This is a genomic window from Streptomyces sp. KM273126, assembly GCF_004337435.2.
Classification (GTDB): Bacteria; Actinomycetota; Actinomycetes; order Streptomycetales; family Streptomycetaceae; genus Streptomyces; species Streptomyces acidicola.
Genome location: NZ_SJXB02000002.1, coordinates 1385001 through 1401250 on the forward strand (window position 1 = coordinate 1385001; position 16250 = coordinate 1401250).

The 16250-nt window shown below is 67.0% G+C and carries 12 protein-coding genes, 2 rRNA genes and 1 riboswitch (1 of these 15 only partly in view); of the genes, 13 read left to right on the forward strand and 1 reads right to left on the reverse strand.

What is annotated here, in order from left to right; translation table 11 throughout:
• The 12 genes from E0500_RS36670 to E0500_RS36725 all read left to right on the forward strand — a co-directional run.
• Positions 1 to 1643, forward strand: a 23S ribosomal RNA gene (locus E0500_RS36670); it begins 1479 nt to the left of the window's first position.
• A gap of 88 nt (positions 1644 to 1731) precedes the next feature.
• Positions 1732 to 1848, forward strand: a 5S ribosomal RNA gene (rrf, locus tag E0500_RS36675).
• A 108-nt stretch (positions 1849 to 1956) separates the two neighbouring features.
• The gene (locus tag E0500_RS36680; RefSeq protein ID WP_131564201.1) at positions 1957 to 2565 is read left to right on the forward strand and encodes a CDP-alcohol phosphatidyltransferase family protein; all 609 of its coding nucleotides are present in this window, start codon (positions 1957 to 1959) and stop codon (positions 2563 to 2565) included.
• A 115-nt stretch (positions 2566 to 2680) separates the two neighbouring features.
• Entirely contained in the window at positions 2681 to 5176 is a 2496-nt protein-coding gene (locus tag E0500_RS36685) for a mannose-1-phosphate guanyltransferase (protein ID WP_131564203.1), read from the forward strand.
• 111 nt (positions 5177 to 5287) lie between these two features.
• Positions 5288 to 6193 (forward strand): DUF881 domain-containing protein, encoded by a 906-nt coding sequence (locus E0500_RS36690; RefSeq protein WP_131564205.1) that lies wholly within the window; start codon positions 5288 to 5290, stop codon positions 6191 to 6193.
• Positions 6190 to 6522 carry a small basic family protein gene (locus tag E0500_RS36695; protein WP_131564207.1) on the forward strand — a complete coding sequence of 111 codons (333 nt, stop codon included), beginning with the start codon at positions 6190 to 6192 and terminating at the stop codon, positions 6520 to 6522. Before E0500_RS36690 ends, E0500_RS36695 begins: the two co-directional genes overlap by 4 nt.
• Positions 6523 to 6527: 5 nt before the next feature.
• Positions 6528 to 7466, forward strand: a complete 939-nt coding sequence (locus tag E0500_RS36700) for a DUF881 domain-containing protein (RefSeq protein WP_258573740.1) — start codon at positions 6528 to 6530, stop codon at positions 7464 to 7466.
• A gap of 190 nt (positions 7467 to 7656) precedes the next feature.
• On the forward strand, positions 7657 to 8487 hold the full coding sequence (locus E0500_RS36705; protein ID WP_181587352.1) for an FHA domain-containing protein: 831 nt from the start codon (positions 7657 to 7659) through the stop codon (positions 8485 to 8487).
• A 17-nt stretch (positions 8488 to 8504) separates the two neighbouring features.
• The gene (locus E0500_RS36710; RefSeq protein ID WP_131564210.1) at positions 8505 to 9263 is read left to right on the forward strand and encodes a MerR family transcriptional regulator; all 759 of its coding nucleotides are present in this window, start codon (positions 8505 to 8507) and stop codon (positions 9261 to 9263) included.
• A gap of 85 nt (positions 9264 to 9348) precedes the next feature.
• Positions 9349 to 9822 carry a bifunctional nuclease family protein gene (locus E0500_RS36715; RefSeq protein ID WP_028797289.1) on the forward strand — a complete coding sequence of 158 codons (474 nt, stop codon included), beginning with the start codon at positions 9349 to 9351 and terminating at the stop codon, positions 9820 to 9822.
• A 442-nt stretch (positions 9823 to 10264) separates the two neighbouring features.
• Positions 10265 to 10930, forward strand: coding sequence for a MerR family transcriptional regulator (locus tag E0500_RS36720; protein ID WP_131564212.1), 666 nt, complete (start codon positions 10265 to 10267; stop codon positions 10928 to 10930).
• A 75-nt stretch (positions 10931 to 11005) separates the two neighbouring features.
• Entirely contained in the window at positions 11006 to 12412 is a 1407-nt protein-coding gene (locus E0500_RS36725) for a DNA polymerase IV (RefSeq protein WP_131564214.1), read from the forward strand.
• A 159-nt stretch (positions 12413 to 12571) separates the two neighbouring features.
• Here the strand turns inward: E0500_RS36725 and E0500_RS36730 are convergent, their stop codons facing one another.
• Positions 12572 to 12940: a PRC-barrel domain-containing protein gene (locus E0500_RS36730; RefSeq protein WP_181587353.1), complete on the reverse strand. Its 369-nt coding sequence runs from the start codon at positions 12938 to 12940 to the stop codon at positions 12572 to 12574.
• Positions 12941 to 13061: 121 nt separating this feature from the next.
• Positions 13062 to 13156: riboswitch (glycine riboswitch) on the forward strand.
• A 175-nt stretch (positions 13157 to 13331) separates the two neighbouring features.
• Here E0500_RS36730 and gcvP point away from each other — a divergent pair.
• Complete coding sequence (gene gcvP, locus E0500_RS36735; RefSeq protein ID WP_131564218.1) at positions 13332 to 16217, forward strand: aminomethyl-transferring glycine dehydrogenase; 2886 nt, start codon at positions 13332 to 13334, stop codon at positions 16215 to 16217.
• Positions 16218 to 16250 lie beyond the last annotated feature (33 nt).

The following is a 16250-nucleotide window of genomic DNA, read 5'->3' on the forward strand; positions in this document are numbered from 1 at the left end:
GACAGGCGTAGTCGATGGATAACCGGTTGATATTCCGGTACCCGCTGTGAAGCGTCAAACATCGAGCATCGTGATGCTAAGGCCGTGAAGCCGTTCCGGACCCTTCGGGGAATGGAAAGTGGTGGAGCCGCTGAACCAAGCGGTTAGTAGGTGAGTGATGGGGTGACGCAGGAAGGTAGTCCATCCCGGGCGGTGGTTGTCCCGGGGTAAGGGTGTAGCCCGAGTGGTAGGTAAATCCGCCGCTCTTGCAGGGTGAGACCTGATGCCGAGCCGATTGTGGTGAAGTGGATGATCCTATGCTGTCGAGAAAAGCCTCTAGCGAGTTTTATGGCGGCCCGTACCCTAAACCGACTCAGGTGGTCTGGTAGAGAATACCGAGGCGTTCGGGTGAACTATGGTTAAGGAACTCGGCAAAATGCCCCCGTAACTTCGGGAGAAGGGGGGCCATTCCTGGTGATCCAATTTTCTTGGTGAGCTGGGGGTGGCCGCAGAGACCAGCGAGAAGCGACTGTTTACTAAAAACACAGGTCCGTGCGAAGCCGTAAGGCGATGTATACGGACTGACGCCTGCCCGGTGCTGGAACGTTAAGGGGACCGGTTAGCTCACTTTCGGGTGGGCGAAGCTGAGAACTTAAGCGCCAGTAAACGGCGGTGGTAACTATAACCATCCTAAGGTAGCGAAATTCCTTGTCGGGTAAGTTCCGACCTGCACGAATGGCGTAACGACTTCTCGACTGTCTCAACCATAGGCCGGTGAAATTGCACTACGAGTAAAGATGCTCGTTTCGCGCAGCAGGACGGAAAGACCCCGGGACCTTTACTACAGTTTGATATTGGTGTTCGGTTCGGCTTGTGTAGGATAGCTGGGAGACTGTGAAGCGTGGACGCCAGTTCATGTGGAGTCGTCGTTGAAATACCAGTCTGGTCGTGCTGGATGTCTAACCTGGGTCCGTGATCCGGATCAGGGACAGTGTCTGATGGGTAGTTTAACTGGGGCGGTTGCCTCCTAAAGGGTAACGGAGGCGCCCAAAGGTTCCCTCAGCCTGGTTGGCAATCAGGTGTTGAGTGTAAGTGCACAAGGGAGCTTGACTGTGAGACCGACGGGTCGAGCAGGGACGAAAGTCGGGACTAGTGATCCGGCGGTGGCTTGTGGAAGCGCCGTCGCTCAACGGATAAAAGGTACCCCGGGGATAACAGGCTGATCTTCCCCAAGAGTCCATATCGACGGGATGGTTTGGCACCTCGATGTCGGCTCGTCGCATCCTGGGGCTGGAGTCGGTCCCAAGGGTTGGGCTGTTCGCCCATTAAAGCGGTACGCGAGCTGGGTTTAGAACGTCGTGAGACAGTTCGGTCCCTATCCGCTGTGCGCGTAGGAGTCTTGAGAAGGGCTGTCCCTAGTACGAGAGGACCGGGACGGACGAACCTCTGGTGTGCCAGTTGTTCTGCCAAGGGCATGGCTGGTTGGCTACGTTCGGGAGGGATAACCGCTGAAAGCATCTAAGCGGGAAGCCTGCTTCGAGATGAGGACTCCCACCCACTTGATGGGGTAAGGCTCCCAGTAGACGACTGGGTTGATAGGCCAGGTCTGGAAGCCCGGTAACGGGTGGAGGTGACTGGTACTAATAGGCCGAGGGCTTGTCCTCAGTTGCTCGCGTCCACTGTGTTGGTTCTGAAACCACGAACAACCCCACGTTTGCCACAGGCGTGGTGCGGTTGAGTGTTTCATAGTGTTTCGGTGGTCATAGCGTGAGGGAAACGCCCGGTTACATTCCGAACCCGGAAGCTAAGCCTTACAGCGCCGATGGTACTGCAGGGGGGACCCTGTGGGAGAGTAGGACACCGCCGAACTCCTTTTAGAGCTCTGGCTCTTGGGTGAGATGCCCAAGAGCCAGAGCTTTTTTGCGTGAGGTAAGGTCAGGGGGCATAGTTGGCTCGTTTCCCACAGGAGGCCCCCGGGTGGAGGTCCAGGAGACCCGGATCCAGACAGACCGGGTCCTCACCATCCCGAACATCCTCAGCATGGCGCGGCTCGTTGGTGTGCCCGTCTTCCTGTGGTTGATCCTCTGGCCTGAGTTCGGCGGTCCCAAGAGTGATGGCTGGGCGCTTCTGGTGTTGGCGCTCAGTGGCGTCAGCGACTATCTGGACGGCAAGCTCGCTCGGCGCTGGAACCAGATCAGCAGCCTTGGCCGGCTCCTCGACCCCGCGGCAGACAGGCTCTACATTCTGTCGACTCTGGTGGGTCTCACCTGGCGCGAGATTCTGCCACTTTGGTTGACCGCTGTACTGCTGGCGCGAGAGCTGGTTCTGTTGGTGATGGTGGGCATCCTCAGGCGTCACGGCTATCCACCGCCGCAGGTGAACTTCCTGGGGAAAGCCGCTACCTTCAACCTGATGTACGCCTTCCCGTTGCTGTTGCTCAGTGACGGAAGTGGATGGATCTCGTCACTCGCTGCTATTTTCGGATGGGCGTTCGCCGGATGGGGTACAACGCTGTACTGGTGGGCAGGGATCCTCTACGTGGTTCAGGTCCGCCGACTTGTCACGGCGGACGCCATGGCCGATTGAGCTCGCCCGATTGGGCGGCCGTAGTGGCCTGATGGCCCGTGTCGGAAAAGTGCGGGACAATCTGGACGGGTGAAGTCGGCTAGACCGTCGTCTCTTCGAGGAGGACGCTTCCGACATGAAGGCCGTCGTGATGGCCGGAGGCGAGGGCACGCGCCTTCGCCCCATGACCTCAAGCATGCCCAAACCGCTCCTGCCCGTGGCGAACCGCCCGATCATGGAGCACGTGTTGCGGCTGCTCAAAAGGCATGGGCTCAACGAGACCGTCGTAACTGTTCAGTTCCTGGCCTCGCTCGTCAAGAACTACTTCGGTGACGGTGAGGAGCTCGGGATGGAGCTCACCTATGCCAATGAGGAGAAGCCACTCGGAACTGCCGGGAGCGTCAAGAACGCCGAGGAGGCGCTGAAGGACGACGCGTTCCTCGTCATCTCCGGCGATGCTCTGACCGACTTCGACCTCACCGAGCTCATCAATTTCCACAAGGAAAAGGGTGCTCTGGTCACCGTTTGTCTGACGCGTGTACCGAATCCCCTGGAATTCGGAATCACCATCGTGGACGAGGAAGGCAAGGTGGAGCGCTTCCTGGAGAAGCCCACCTGGGGTCAGGTCTTCTCGGACACGGTGAACACCGGCATCTATGTGATGGAGCCCGAGGTCTTCGACTATGTCGAGTCCGACGTTCCCGTCGACTGGTCCGGCGATGTCTTCCCCCAGCTGATGAAGGAAGGCAAGCCGATCTATGGCTATGTCGCCGAGGGCTACTGGGAGGACGTCGGTACCCACGAGAGCTACGTGAAGGCACAGGCCGACGTCCTGGAGGGCAAGGTCGACGTCGAGATCGACGGGTTCGAGCTCTCGCCCGGGGTGTGGGTTGCCGAGGGTGCCGAGGTGCATCCCGACGCCGTACTGAGAGGGCCGTTGTACGTCGGTGACTACGCCAAGGTCGAGGCCGACGTCGAAATCCGCGAGCACACCGTCGTCGGGTCGAATGTCGTCGTGAAAAGCGGGGCTTTCCTGCACAAGGCCGTCGTCCACGACAACGTGTACATCGGACAGCACAGCAATCTGCGGGGCTGTGTCGTCGGAAAGAACACCGACATCATGCGGGCCGCGCGGATCGAAGACGGTGCCGTCATCGGCGATGAGTGTCTCGTCGGTGAAGAATCGATTGTGCAGGGGAACGTACGCGTCTATCCGTTCAAGACCATCGAGGCCGGCGCCTTCGTCAACACCTCGGTGATCTGGGAATCGCGGGGGCAGGCGCATCTGTTCGGTGCTCGCGGTGTCTCCGGCATCCTGAACGTGGAGATCACGCCAGAGCTGGCCGTACGACTTGCTGGGGCGTATGCGACGACCCTGAAGAAGGGCTCCACCGTCACCACGGCCCGCGACCATTCCCGAGGTGCCCGTGCGCTGAAGCGGGCGGTCATTTCGGCCCTCCAGGCCAGTGCCATCGACGTACGCGACCTGGAGAACGTGCCTCTGCCGGTGGCCCGGCAGCAGACCGCCCGGGGCAGCGCGGGCGGGATCATGATCCGGACCACGCCCGGAGTGCCGGACTCCGTCGACATCATGTTCTTCGACGGGCAGGGGGCCGATCTCTCTCAGACGAGACAGCGGAAGCTGGACCGTGTGTTCGCGCGCCAGGAATACCGGCGGGCGTTCCCTGGAGAGATCGGTGACCTGCACTTCCCGGCGAGCGTCTTCGACTCGTACACCGGATCGCTGCTGCGGAACGTCGACACGACCGGGATCGCCGAGTCGGGCCTCAAGGTCGTCGTGGACGCGTCCAACGGCAGTGCCGGGCTCGTACTGCCCAGCCTGCTCGGCAAGCTCGGGGTGGACTCGCTGACCATCAATCCCGGTCTCAACGAGTCCAGGCCGACGGAAACAGCGGACATGCGGCGGTCGGGGCTGGTGCGACTGGGCGAGATAGTGGCGTCGTCGCGTGCCGCGTTCGGAGTGCGGTTCGACCCCGTGGGTGAGCGGCTCTCCCTCGTTGACGAGAAGGGGCGCATCGTCGAGGACGACCGGGCACTGTTGGTGATGCTCGATCTGGTGGCCGCGGAGCGACGCAGCGGACGAGTGGCGTTGCCGGTGACCACCACGAGGATCGCCGAGCAGGTGGCGGCGTACCACGGGACGCAGGTGGAGTGGACGACCACCTCGCCGGACGATCTGACCCGGGTCGGGCGCGACGACTCCACGATCTTCGGTGGTGACGGACGTGGTGGCTTCATCGTGCCGGAGTTCAGCAGCGTCTTCGACGGAACTGCGGCCTTCGTGCGGCTCATCGGGCTGGTGGCCCGGACGCAGCTCACGCTCAGCCAGATCGACGCGCGGATTCCGCGGGCGCATGTCCTCAAGCGGGATCTCGCGACCCCCTGGGCCGTGAAGGGACTGGTCATGCGGCGGGTCGTAGAGGCCGCCGGGGAGCGGTTTGTCGACACGACCGACGGTGTTCGGGTCGTGGAGACCGACGGGCGGTGGGTGATGGTACTGCCCGACCCGGCCGAAGCCGTCACGCATCTGTGGGCCGAGGGGCCCGACGACGCGTCCGCGCAGGCCCTCCTGGACGAGTGGGCGGAGGTCGTGGACAGCGCCGGGCGCTGAGCACACGCGCCACGCGCGCGTGCCGGACAAGTACCCCCAACGGGGCTTGTCCGGCACGCCGATCGGGCCATCGGTGGGGCCATTCGGAGGTACTGATCGCGACGTGCGACTATGTGCGGCATGCCGCAGCAGACCCCCGTTCGGGGTACCCCTACGCGACCCTCGCGCCCGGACGCCTCCATGTCGCTGCTCACCAACGTCATGGATCACAGCCTCGACGACGGGTACGCCGAGGCCGCTGCCCGCAAGCAGGCCGAGGGCATCAGCGGTATGCCCAAGACCGTGCGGGCCAAGCTCGGGCTCGCCGCCGGTCTGGTTCTCGCGGCCCTCGTGGTGACCCTGGGAGCGGCGCAGGCGCGCGTGGCGGCCCCCGTCGTCGCCAAGGAACGCGAGGAGCTCATCGACCGTATCGAGCGCGAGACCGCGGCAGCCGACAAGGTGGAAGGCACCATTGACGAGCTCCGCGGCGATGTGAGCGCGCGGCAGCGCGAGGCGCTGAGAAAGGGCGGTGGCGGCGACCAGGGGGAGCTCGTGGGCATCCTGGCAGGGGCCGTCGAGGTGCACGGTCCCGGTGTCAAACTCGTCGTCAACGACGCCAAGGACGCCAGCTGGGGCGGTAGCGGCGACGCCCGTGGGACCTCCGGGTTCTCCGACACGGGGCGCGTCCGTGACCGCGACATGCAGCGGGTCGTCAATGGGATGTGGCAGTCGGGCGCGGAGGCGATCTCGATCAACGGGCAGCGGCTGACGGCGCTGTCCGCGATCCGGGCCGCGGGTGACGCGATACTGGTCGACAACAAGCCGCTGGTGCCGCCGTACACGGTGCTTGCCGTGGGGGACGGGAAGAAGTTGAGCACCCGGTTCCAGAACAGCCCCGACGGGTTGTATCTGCATGCGCTGCAGGAGAACTTCGGGATCCGGACGGCCATTTCCGTCGAGGGCGACGTCCGGCTGCCTGCCGCACCGAGCGTGATCGTACGAACAGCAGAACCGAGAACTGAGAAGGGCACATCGTGATCGCCGTACTGGGCCTCGTCGTGGGAGTCGTGGCCGGACTCTTGGTCCGGCCCGAGGTTCCGGCGGTGGTCGAGCCGTACCTCCCCATCGCCGTCGTGGCGGCGCTCGACGCCGTGTTCGGAGGCCTGCGCGCGATGCTGGACGGCATCTTCGACGACAAGGTCTTCGTGGTGTCGTTCCTGTCGAACGTGGTCGTGGCCGCGCTGATCGTGTTCCTGGGCGACAAGCTGGGTGTCGGCGCCCAGCTGTCCACGGGCGTCGTGGTCGTCCTCGGAATCCGTATCTTCTCCAACGCCGCGGCGATCCGCCGGCACGTCTTCCAGGCGTGAGGCCGATGAGCGACCACGACGAGACGCCGACGACGAACCTGCGCTCGGACGGCGGCCCGAAGATCGTCGGCCAGAAGAACGGCGGCCAGAGGGAGACCGGCCAGAAGAACAGCGGCCGGGAGGAGACGCCGCCGACGCAACTGCGCCGGGCACTTCCCGAAGAGGTAGCCCCCGAGCCCGCCGATGCCTCTGAGGAGACCGATCAGGAGGAGCAGCCTGTTCTGACCGGTCGACAACGGCTCGTGATGGGGCTGTGGCCGCCGCGCGTCACACGCGCCCAACTCATCGTGGCCCTGTTGCTGTTCGGCCTCGGCTTCGGCCTGGCTGTGCAGGTGGCCTCCAACAGCGACAACGACAGCGCCCTGCGTGGCGCACGTCAGACAGATCTTGTTCGCATCCTTGATGAACTGGACGACCGTACTCAGCGTCTGGAAGAGGAGAAGCAGGGTCTCGAAGATCAGCGCACCGAGCTGGAGAACAGCTCGGACCAGGCCGAAGAGGCCCGTAAGCAGACGGTCGAGAAGGAGAGACAACTCGGCATCCTGGCGGGCACGGTGGCGGCGGAGGGACCCGGCATCACGTTGACGATCAATGACACGAAGGGAACGGTCGAGGCGGACATGCTGCTCGACGCGATCCAGGAGCTGCGCGCGGCCGGCGCGGAGGCGATCCAGGTGAACGGTGTACGGGTTGTCGCCAGCACGTATCTGACGGACTCGGGCAAGGGGATCAGCGTTGACGGGAACAAGATCACCCAGCCCTATCGTTTCAAGGTCATCGGCAAGCCGCAGGACCTGGAGCCCGCACTGAACATCCCGGGAGGCGTGGTGCAGACGCTGGAGAAGGAGCAGGCCACCGTGATCGTGGAGCGGGCAGACAAGATCATCGTGGACGCCTTGCGGGCGGCGAAGCAGCCTGACTACGCTCGGTCGTCCTCCCAGTGAACCCCGGGTGCATGGGGGCGGTCCGACGGGGGCATGAGGTTGCGGGGGGTCGGCGCACCAAACGGGTGGTGCGTGGTGGAAACTGTCAGGTGGATACGGACGTTGTGAGGATGTCCGGGTCGACCGATGTGGTCAATCAGGGTTCGTCCTGCCCCACGGGCGGGTCTGTTTCGGTCAAGGGGAATCGCCCGTGAAGTTGTTTGCGAAGTTGTTCGGCAAGAGCGCGCGAGAGGACAGCGGCAACGCTACCGCTCGCCATCGGGCACAGCCCGACGAAGAGGGCCAGCGCCCTCTGTTCCGCGACCAGGTGTCTGGTCCGGGCGGTGACATTTCCGGAGGTCAGGGCGCGCCGTCTGTTGACCCTGCCCAGTCCGGCCGCATAGGTTTCGGAGATCCGTCAACCTCAGGTTCGGGTGGAGGGTTCGGCCCCGGCCCGTACGAGTCCAATGCCCCGGCGGGGCAGCCGCGGCAGGAGGATCCGTCCATGTCGGCCCTGGTGTGTACGAGGTGCGGGAACCGCAACGCGGAGAACAGCCGTTTCTGCTCCAACTGCGGCGCGCCGCTGCGGGCCGGGGCGGCCGCGGAGCGTCCGTCCGAGACGACCTCCACGATCTCCATCTCGGGCATTGAGGCGTACGACTCCGAGACCACCGGCCAGACGCCGATCCCGGCCCTCTCACCCGAGGCGCAGGCGGCTGTGGACGCGCTGCCGCTCGGCTCGGCCCTCCTGGTGGTGCGCCGCGGTCCGAACTCGGGCAGCCGGTTCCTCCTGGACGGCGACCTGACGACGGCGGGGCGTCATCCGCAGAGCGACATCTTCCTGGACGACGTGACCGTCTCGCGTCGTCATGTGGAGTTCCGTCGCGGACCGGACGGCTCCTTCACGGTCGCCGACGTCGGCAGCCTGAACGGCACGTACGTCAACCGGGAGCGGATCGACCAGGTCGCGCTCTCGAACGGTGACGAGGTGCAGATCGGCAAGTACCGCCTGGTCTTCTACGCGAGCCAGCGGGGCTACTGACCCGTCAGGGAAGGTCCATGCTTCATACACCGAGCGGTGGTGCCGGGAACGGCGCCGCCGCCACGGACAGCGGACTGATGAGCATCGGCACGGTGCTGAGCGTGCTGCGCGACGAATTCCCCGAAGTGACGATCTCCAAGATCCGTTTCCTGGAGTCGGAGGGGCTGGTCGAGCCGCAGCGTACCCCTTCGGGGTACCGGAAGTTCAGCGCCGAGGACGTCGAGCGTCTCGGGCACGTGCTGAGGATGCAGCGGGACCACTATCTGCCGCTCAAGGTGATCCGGGAGCATTTGGACGCCCTGGAGCGAGGTGAGCCGGTGCGGCTGCCCGTCCTGGGGCGCCAGCGTGACACGGGTGACGGGGAGCAGCGGCTCGACGAGCTCTTCGGGGAGCCCGAGGAGCCGGCAGCGGTCCGGCTCGGACGCGCGGAACTCCTGGCCGCAGCCGAGATCGACGAGGACCAGCTGGCCGAGTGGGAGTCGTACGGACTCGTCTGTGCGCTGCCCGACGGGGCGTACGACCCGGAGGCGGCGACCGTGGCCACCCTTCTGGTGGAACTGGGGCGGGTCGGGATCGGGCCACGGCACCTGCGGGCCATGAAAGCCGCCGCCGACCGTGAGGCGGGCCTCGTCGACCAGGTGGTGGCGCCCCTGCGACGCCACCGCAATCCGCAGACCAGGGCCCATGCGGAGGCCCGTACGAAGGAGCTGGCGGAGCTCACGGTGAAGCTGCACGCCGCACTGGTGCAGACGGCGCTCGGAGTGAGGCTGCCCTGACTCTCCGGGGCGGGACGGGGCCGGTCTCGTGGGCCAATCTCTGTCCGACTACCCAAACGTCCCGCGCACGGCCTAGGGTTGCTGTGTGAACGAGCTCGATGTCGTAGGTGTCCGGGTCGAAATGCCCTCCAACCAGCCGATCGTGCTCCTGCGTGAAGTGGGAGGCGACCGCTACCTCCCCATCTGGATCGGACCGGGGGAGGCAACGGCCATCGCTTTCGCCCAGCAGGGCATGGCCCCCGCTCGACCGCTGACCCACGACCTGTTCAAGGACGTGCTGGAGGCCGTAGGTCAGGAGCTCACCGAAGTGCGCATCACGGATCTGCGTGAGGGCGTCTTCTACGCGGAGCTGGTGTTCGCCAGCGGCGTCGAGGTGAGCGCCCGCCCGTCCGACGCCATAGCGCTGGCCCTGCGCACCGGGACGCCGATCTTCGGCAGCGATGGAGTGCTCGACGACGCCGGCATCGCCATCCCGGACGAGCAGGAGGACGAGGTGGAGAAGTTCCGCGAGTTCCTCGACCAGATCTCGCCCGAGGACTTCGGTACGAGCAGCCAGTGAGGCGGTTCGAGGGGCCGGAGAGCGGTACGCCTTAGCGGGCGGGCCGCAGCGACGGAGCTGGCGAGCTGCGCAGGCCGTCGGCCCTGTGTGTGCCACGGTGCGGGGATGGCTTGTGGCGATCTTGAGCAGCAGGTGGCCCTCAGAAGCCCTGAATCCCGGTGGACCGCGGGACAGTCCGACGGTCGGCTGCGAAACAGTCCGTCGGTTGGTCGTGAGGCGGACGTGGCCGGGGCGATTAGTGGTCGTGTGCGGCGTGTGTACCGGTGGAGGCACGGTGTTACACCGCCCGGCCGAAAGCGCATTCGGCTAGCCTTTCCCGGCGGGAGGGCACGGGAAACCACTCCTTGGGTGATTATCACTCGGCGTGCCGAGTGTGGCGATCGTTGACGCACCCCTGGTGACTGCCTACCTTCGAGAAGGCAGGTCAAGGACGGAGGTCGGCGTGAGAAACAGCGGCGACGGTACGGCTGGGGGCGCCCCGGGACGCAGCCCGGGGGAGAGTGGCCCGTACCCTCCCCCGAGCTCTCGGCTCCGCGCGAGCAGGGGGTACCCCGGCAACGTCTCGCCCAGGCCGGCGCCGGTGCCGACCGACGCGGGGGCGACGTCCGAGGCGGCAGAACAGATCGGTTACCGCGGCCCCACCGCGTGCGCGGCCGCGGGCATCACCTACCGGCAACTCGACTACTGGGCCCGCACAGGTCTCGTCGAGCCGAGCGTACGGCCCGCCTACGGCTCCGGTACGCAGAGGCTCTACAGCTTCCGGGACGTCGTCGTCCTGAAGGTCGTCAAGCGGTTCCTCGACACCGGTGTGTCGCTGCAGAACATCCGCACCGCTGTCCAGCACCTCAGAGAGCGTGGCTTCCGGGACCTGGAGCGGATGACGCTGATGAGCGACGGCGCGACCGTCTACGAGTGCATGTCCCCCGACGAGGTCCACGCCCTGCTGCAGGGCGGGCAGGGCATCTTCGGGATCGCTGTGGGCGTGGTCTGGCGGGACGTGGAGAGCGCGCTGTCCCAGCTGCACGGCGAGCGGGTCGACACGGGTGAGACGCTCGTGGGCCACAACCCCGCGGACGAGCTGGCGCGGCGGCGGAACCGGGCGGTCTGAACGAACAGGGCCCGCCGGGGTTCTGTGCGCTGCCGCACCGGCGCGTTGTCAGTGGCGTAGGGCAGCATCGGAGATGTGAGAACCGCGCCCACGATCCTGCATCTCGACATGGATGCCTTCTACGCCTCGGTGGAGCAGGCTTCCAAGCCGAGCCTGCGCGGGAAGGCCGTCATCGTCGGCGGGCTCGGGCCGCGAGGGGTGGTCGCCACCGCCTCCTACGAGGCGCGGGTCTTCGGGGTGCACTCGGCGATGCCCATGGGCCAGGCGCGGCGGCTCGCGCCCAACGCCGCGTATCTCGTGCCGCGGTTCGAGGTCTACCGCGCGATCAGTGAGCAGGTCATGGGACTGCTGCGTGCTCTGTCGCCGCTGGTGGAGCCGCTGAGCCTGGACGAGGCGTTCGTCGACCTGGAGGCCGGGGGAGCGGCCTGGGACGCGGAGTCGGCGCGGCTCACCGGGACGAAGCTGCGTTCGGACATCCGGGCCGTGACCGGGCTGACCGGATCTGTGGGGCTCGCCGCGTCCAAGATGCTCGCGAAAATCGCGTCCGAGGAGGCCAAGCCCGACGGGCTCTTGCTCATCGTGCCCGGGACCGAGCGGGCGCTGCTCGGGCCCAAGTCGGTGCGGATCCTGCCAGGAGTGGGGCCCACAACCGGCGACCATCTGCGGCGGGCCGGCATCACGACGGTCGAGGAGATCGTGGAGGCCGGTGAGGACGAGCTCGTGCGGCTGGTGGGGAAGGCCCACGGGCACGGCCTGTACGCCATGGCGCTGGCGCACGACGACCGTCCCGTGGTGGCCGAGCGGGACACGAAGTCCGTTTCGGTGGAGGACACCTACGACATGGACATCCACGACCGGGTCCGGGTCCGCACGGAGGTGCAACGGCTCGCGGACCGGTGCGTGCGGCGGCTGCGTGCGGCGCGGCTGTCCGGGCGGACCATAGTGCTGAAGGTGAGGCGGTACGACTTCTCGACGCTCACCCGGTCCGAAACGCTGCGCGGGCCCACGGACGACCCGGCCGTGGTGCGGGAGACGGCGGCGCGACTGCTGGAGGCCGTGGACACCACGGGAGGCGTACGGCTGCTCGGGGTGGGCGTCAGCGGGCTCGCCGACTACACGCAGGAGGACCTGTTCGCTCAGGCGGCGGGGGAGACACACCTCGACGACGAGGACACGCTGGAGGAGCCTGCCCGGGAGGATTCCGCACTCGTCGAGCGGCGGTGGCCCGCCGGGCACGACGTATGTCATGCCGAGTACGGGCACGGGTGGGTGCAGGGCAGTGGGCTGGGCCGTGTCACCGTGCGCTTCGAGACACCCGACTCGGCACCCGGTCGCGTCCGTACCTTCCGTACCGACGATCCGGCCCTGCAGCCGGCCGATCCGCTGCCGCTGATACCGGCGGGGCCAGGGCAGTCGGAGGTGACGGCAGTGGGGCGGAAGGCGAGCCCCGGGTCGCAAGGGGCCGTTGCGGCGAAAGAGTGAACTCGAATGGCGGGAGGCGGGTGGCAGGACCTGAGCCGCCTAGGCGTGCGTTTGGCGCTGGGCGGACGGTCGGGGCATGAGGGCGCCGGGTGGCGGGCTGCCCGGCTCCGCCGCCCGGCGCTGCGGGACGAGTCGTCGTGGTCGTGGGGCTGTGGCGGCTCAGGCCTCCTCCGTGCCCGCGATGCGGCCGAATTCGCTGTCCACCGGGGGAGGAGGGGCGATGTCCAGGCCGTAGTGGTGGTAGAGCTGGAGTTCCTGTTCCGGGGAGAGATGGCGGCCGACGCCGAAGTCGGGGGCGTCCTTGATGAGGGCGCGGTCGAAGGGGACGCGGAGGGCTCCCTCGACCAGTTCGCTGGGCTCCAGGGGGACGAAGGCGTCTCGGCTGAACAGGCCCATGCGTATCGCCGCCCACTCGGGGATTCCTGTCGCGTCGTCGAGGTACACCTCGTCGACGGTGCCGATCTTGGTGCCCTTGCGGTCGAACGCTTTGCGGCCGATCAGGTTGCGCGGATCGATGTCGGTCTGCACGGGCCCTCCAAGTGATCGCATATGGAGCAACGCATCCGTAACACTACGAAAAGCCACATTGGGGAAGGTGGCCACTCGAAGACGCGTGCGTTGAACGCGCTGGTAGGCTGACAGCGGCTGCTGACCCCGTGCGGGAGAGTCCTCCGGCATCGTCGGAGGCGCCGAAGGAGCAACTCCTCCCCGGAATCTCTCAGGCCCCTGTACCGCACGGACGAGGTCACTCTGGAAAGCAGAGCGGGTGTCAACGGCTTCCGCTCTCACCGACGGTGAAAGCCGGGACCCTCGGGTGACCCGGCGAAGCTCTCAGGTTGAGATGACAGAGGGGGAGGCCGTCCGGGCGCCCGTGCCGTGGTGCCCCTCGAAGGTCGCGTCAGACCAGGAGGCCTCCGCAATGACCGCCGATCGCATCCCGCTCTCCGAGCTCGAACAGGGCACCCCGTTCGAGCAGCGCCACATAGGCCCCGACCTGGAGGCCAGGGCGAAGATGCTCGCCCAGGTCGGGTACGGCTCGCTCGACGAGCTGACCACCGCCGCGGTGCCGGACGTGATCAAGAACGCCGACCGGCTGGAGCTGCCGGGCGCGCGTACCGAGGCGGAGGTTCTCGCCGAGCTGCGCTCCCTCGCGGACCGCAACCAGGTGCTGGACTCCATGATCGGGCTCGGCTACCACGGGACGTTCACGCCGCCCGTCATCCTGCGGAACGTCATGGAGAACCCGGCCTGGTACACGGCCTACACGCCGTATCAGCCGGAGATCTCGCAGGGGCGCCTCGAAGCGCTGCTGAACTTCCAGACGATGGTCGCCGAACTGACCGGTCTGCCGACCTCGGGTGCCTCGTTGCTCGACGAGGGCACCGCGGCCGCGGAGGCGATGGCGCTGTCGCGGCGCGTCGGCAAGAACAAGAAGGGCCTGTTCCTGGTCGACGCGGACGCGCTGCCGCAGACCATCGCGGTGATCGAGACGCGTGCCGAGCCGACCGGCGTCGAGGTCGTCGTCGCCGATCTGAGTGAGGGCATTCCGGCCAGGATCGCCGAGCGCGAGATCAACGGCGTCTTCCTGCAGTACCCCGGCGCCTCCGGTGCCGTACGCGACCTCAAGCCCGTCATCAAGCAGGCGCACGAGCTGGGCGCCCTGGTCACCGTGGCTGCCGACCTGCTAGCGCTCACGCTGCTGACCTCGCCCGGAGAGCTGGGTGCCGACATCGCGGTCGGGACGACGCAGCGCTTCGGTGTGCCGATGGGCTTCGGCGGGCCGCACGCCGGCTACATGGCCGTGCACGAGAAGTTCGCCCGCAGCCTGCCCGGGCGGCTCGTCGGCGTCTCCGTGGACGCGGACGGGCACAAGGCGTACCGGCTCGCCCTGCAGACGCGGGAGCAGCACATCCGCCGTGAGAAGGCGACCAGCAACATCTGCACTGCCCAGGTGCTGCTCGCTGTGATGGCCGGCATGTACGCCGTGTACCACGGGCCCGAGGGACTGAAAGCCATCGCCCGGCGCACTCACCGGTACGCCACGATCCTCGCCGCCGGCCTCACCGCGGGCGGGGTCGAGGTCGTGCACGGCGCTTACTTCGACACGCTGACCACGCGGGTGCCGGGGCGGGCCGCCGAGATCGTCGCGGCCGCACGCGAGCACGGGGTGAACCTGCGGCTCGTGGACGCCGACCAGGTGTCGATCGCGTGCGACGAGACCACCACGCGGGCTCAGCTCGGCGCGGTGTGGACGGCGTTCGGCGTCAAGGGCGACATCGAGGCGCTGGACGCGGCGGCGGAGGACACGCTGCCGGCCGCGCTGCTGCGCACCGACGACTACCTGACCCACCCGGTCTTCCACCAGCACCGCTCCGAGACCGCGATGCTGCGCTACCTGCGCAGGCTGGCCGACCGTGACTACGCCCTCGACCGCGGCATGATCCCGCTGGGCTCCTGCACGATGAAGCTCAACGCGACCACTGAGATGGAGCCGGTCACCTGGCCGGAGTTCGGGCAGATGCACCCCTTCGCGCCCGCCGAGCAGGCGCAGGGCTACCTCACGCTCATCACCGAGCTGGAGGTACGTCTGGCCGAGGTCACCGGGTACGACAGGGTGTCGCTGCAGCCGAACGCGGGTTCGCAGGGTGAACTGGCCGGTCTGCTCGCCGTACGTGGCTACCACCGGGCCAACGGCGACGAGCAGCGCACCGTCTGCCTCATTCCGTCCTCCGCGCACGGCACGAACGCGGCCAGCGCAGTGATGGCCGGCATGAAGGTCGTCGTCGTGAAGACCGCCGAGGACGGCGAGATCGACGTCGAGGACCTGCGGGCCAAGATCGAGCAGTACCGCGACGAGCTGGCGGTGCTGATGATCACGTACCCGTCGACGCACGGCGTGTTCGAGGAGCACGTCGCCGACGTCTGCGCGGCCGTGCACGACGCCGGCGGTCAGGTGTACATCGACGGTGCGAACCTCAACGCGCTGGTGGGCCTGGCCAAGCCGGGTCACTTCGGCGGTGACGTCTCGCACCTGAACCTGCACAAGACGTTCTGCATCCCGCACGGGGGCGGCGGTCCGGGTGTCGGCCCCGTCGGTGTACGGGCGCACCTGGCGCCGTACCTGCCGAACCACCCGCTCCAGCCCGCGGCCGGTCCGGAGACGGGTGTGGGCCCGATCTCGGCAGCCCCCTGGGGCTCCGCGGGCATCCTGCCCATCTCGTGGGCGTACGTCCGCCTCATGGGCGGTGAGGGTCTCAAGCGCGCCACGCAGGTGGCGGTCCTCAGCGCCAACTACATCGCCAAGCGCCTGGAGCCGCACTACCCGGTGCTGTACACCGGCCCCGGCGGTCTGGTCGCGCATGAGTGCATCATCGACCTGCGGCCGCTGACCAAGGCGACCGGCGTGAGCGTCGACGATGTCGCGAAGCGGCTGATCGACTACGGCTTCCACGCGCCGACGATGTCGTTCCCGGTGGCCGGGACGCTGATGATCGAGCCGACCGAGTCCGAGGACCTGATCGAGCTGGACCGGTTCTGCGAGGCCATGATCGCGATCCGCGCGGAGATCGAGCGGGTCGGTTCGGGGGAGTGGCCGGCGGATGACAACCCGCTGCGGGGTGCCCCGCACACGGCTGCCGCGCTCGGCGGGGAGTGGGAGCACGCGTACTCGCGCGAGGAGGCCGTGTTCCCGGCGGGCGTCTCGGCCGCGGACAAGTACTGGCCGCCGGTGCGCCGGATCGATCAGGCCTTCGGCGACCGGAACCTGGTCTGCTCCTGCCCGCCGCTGGACGCCTACGAAGAGTAGTCACCCCGGGACATGCGTCGGGGCCGGTTCGGA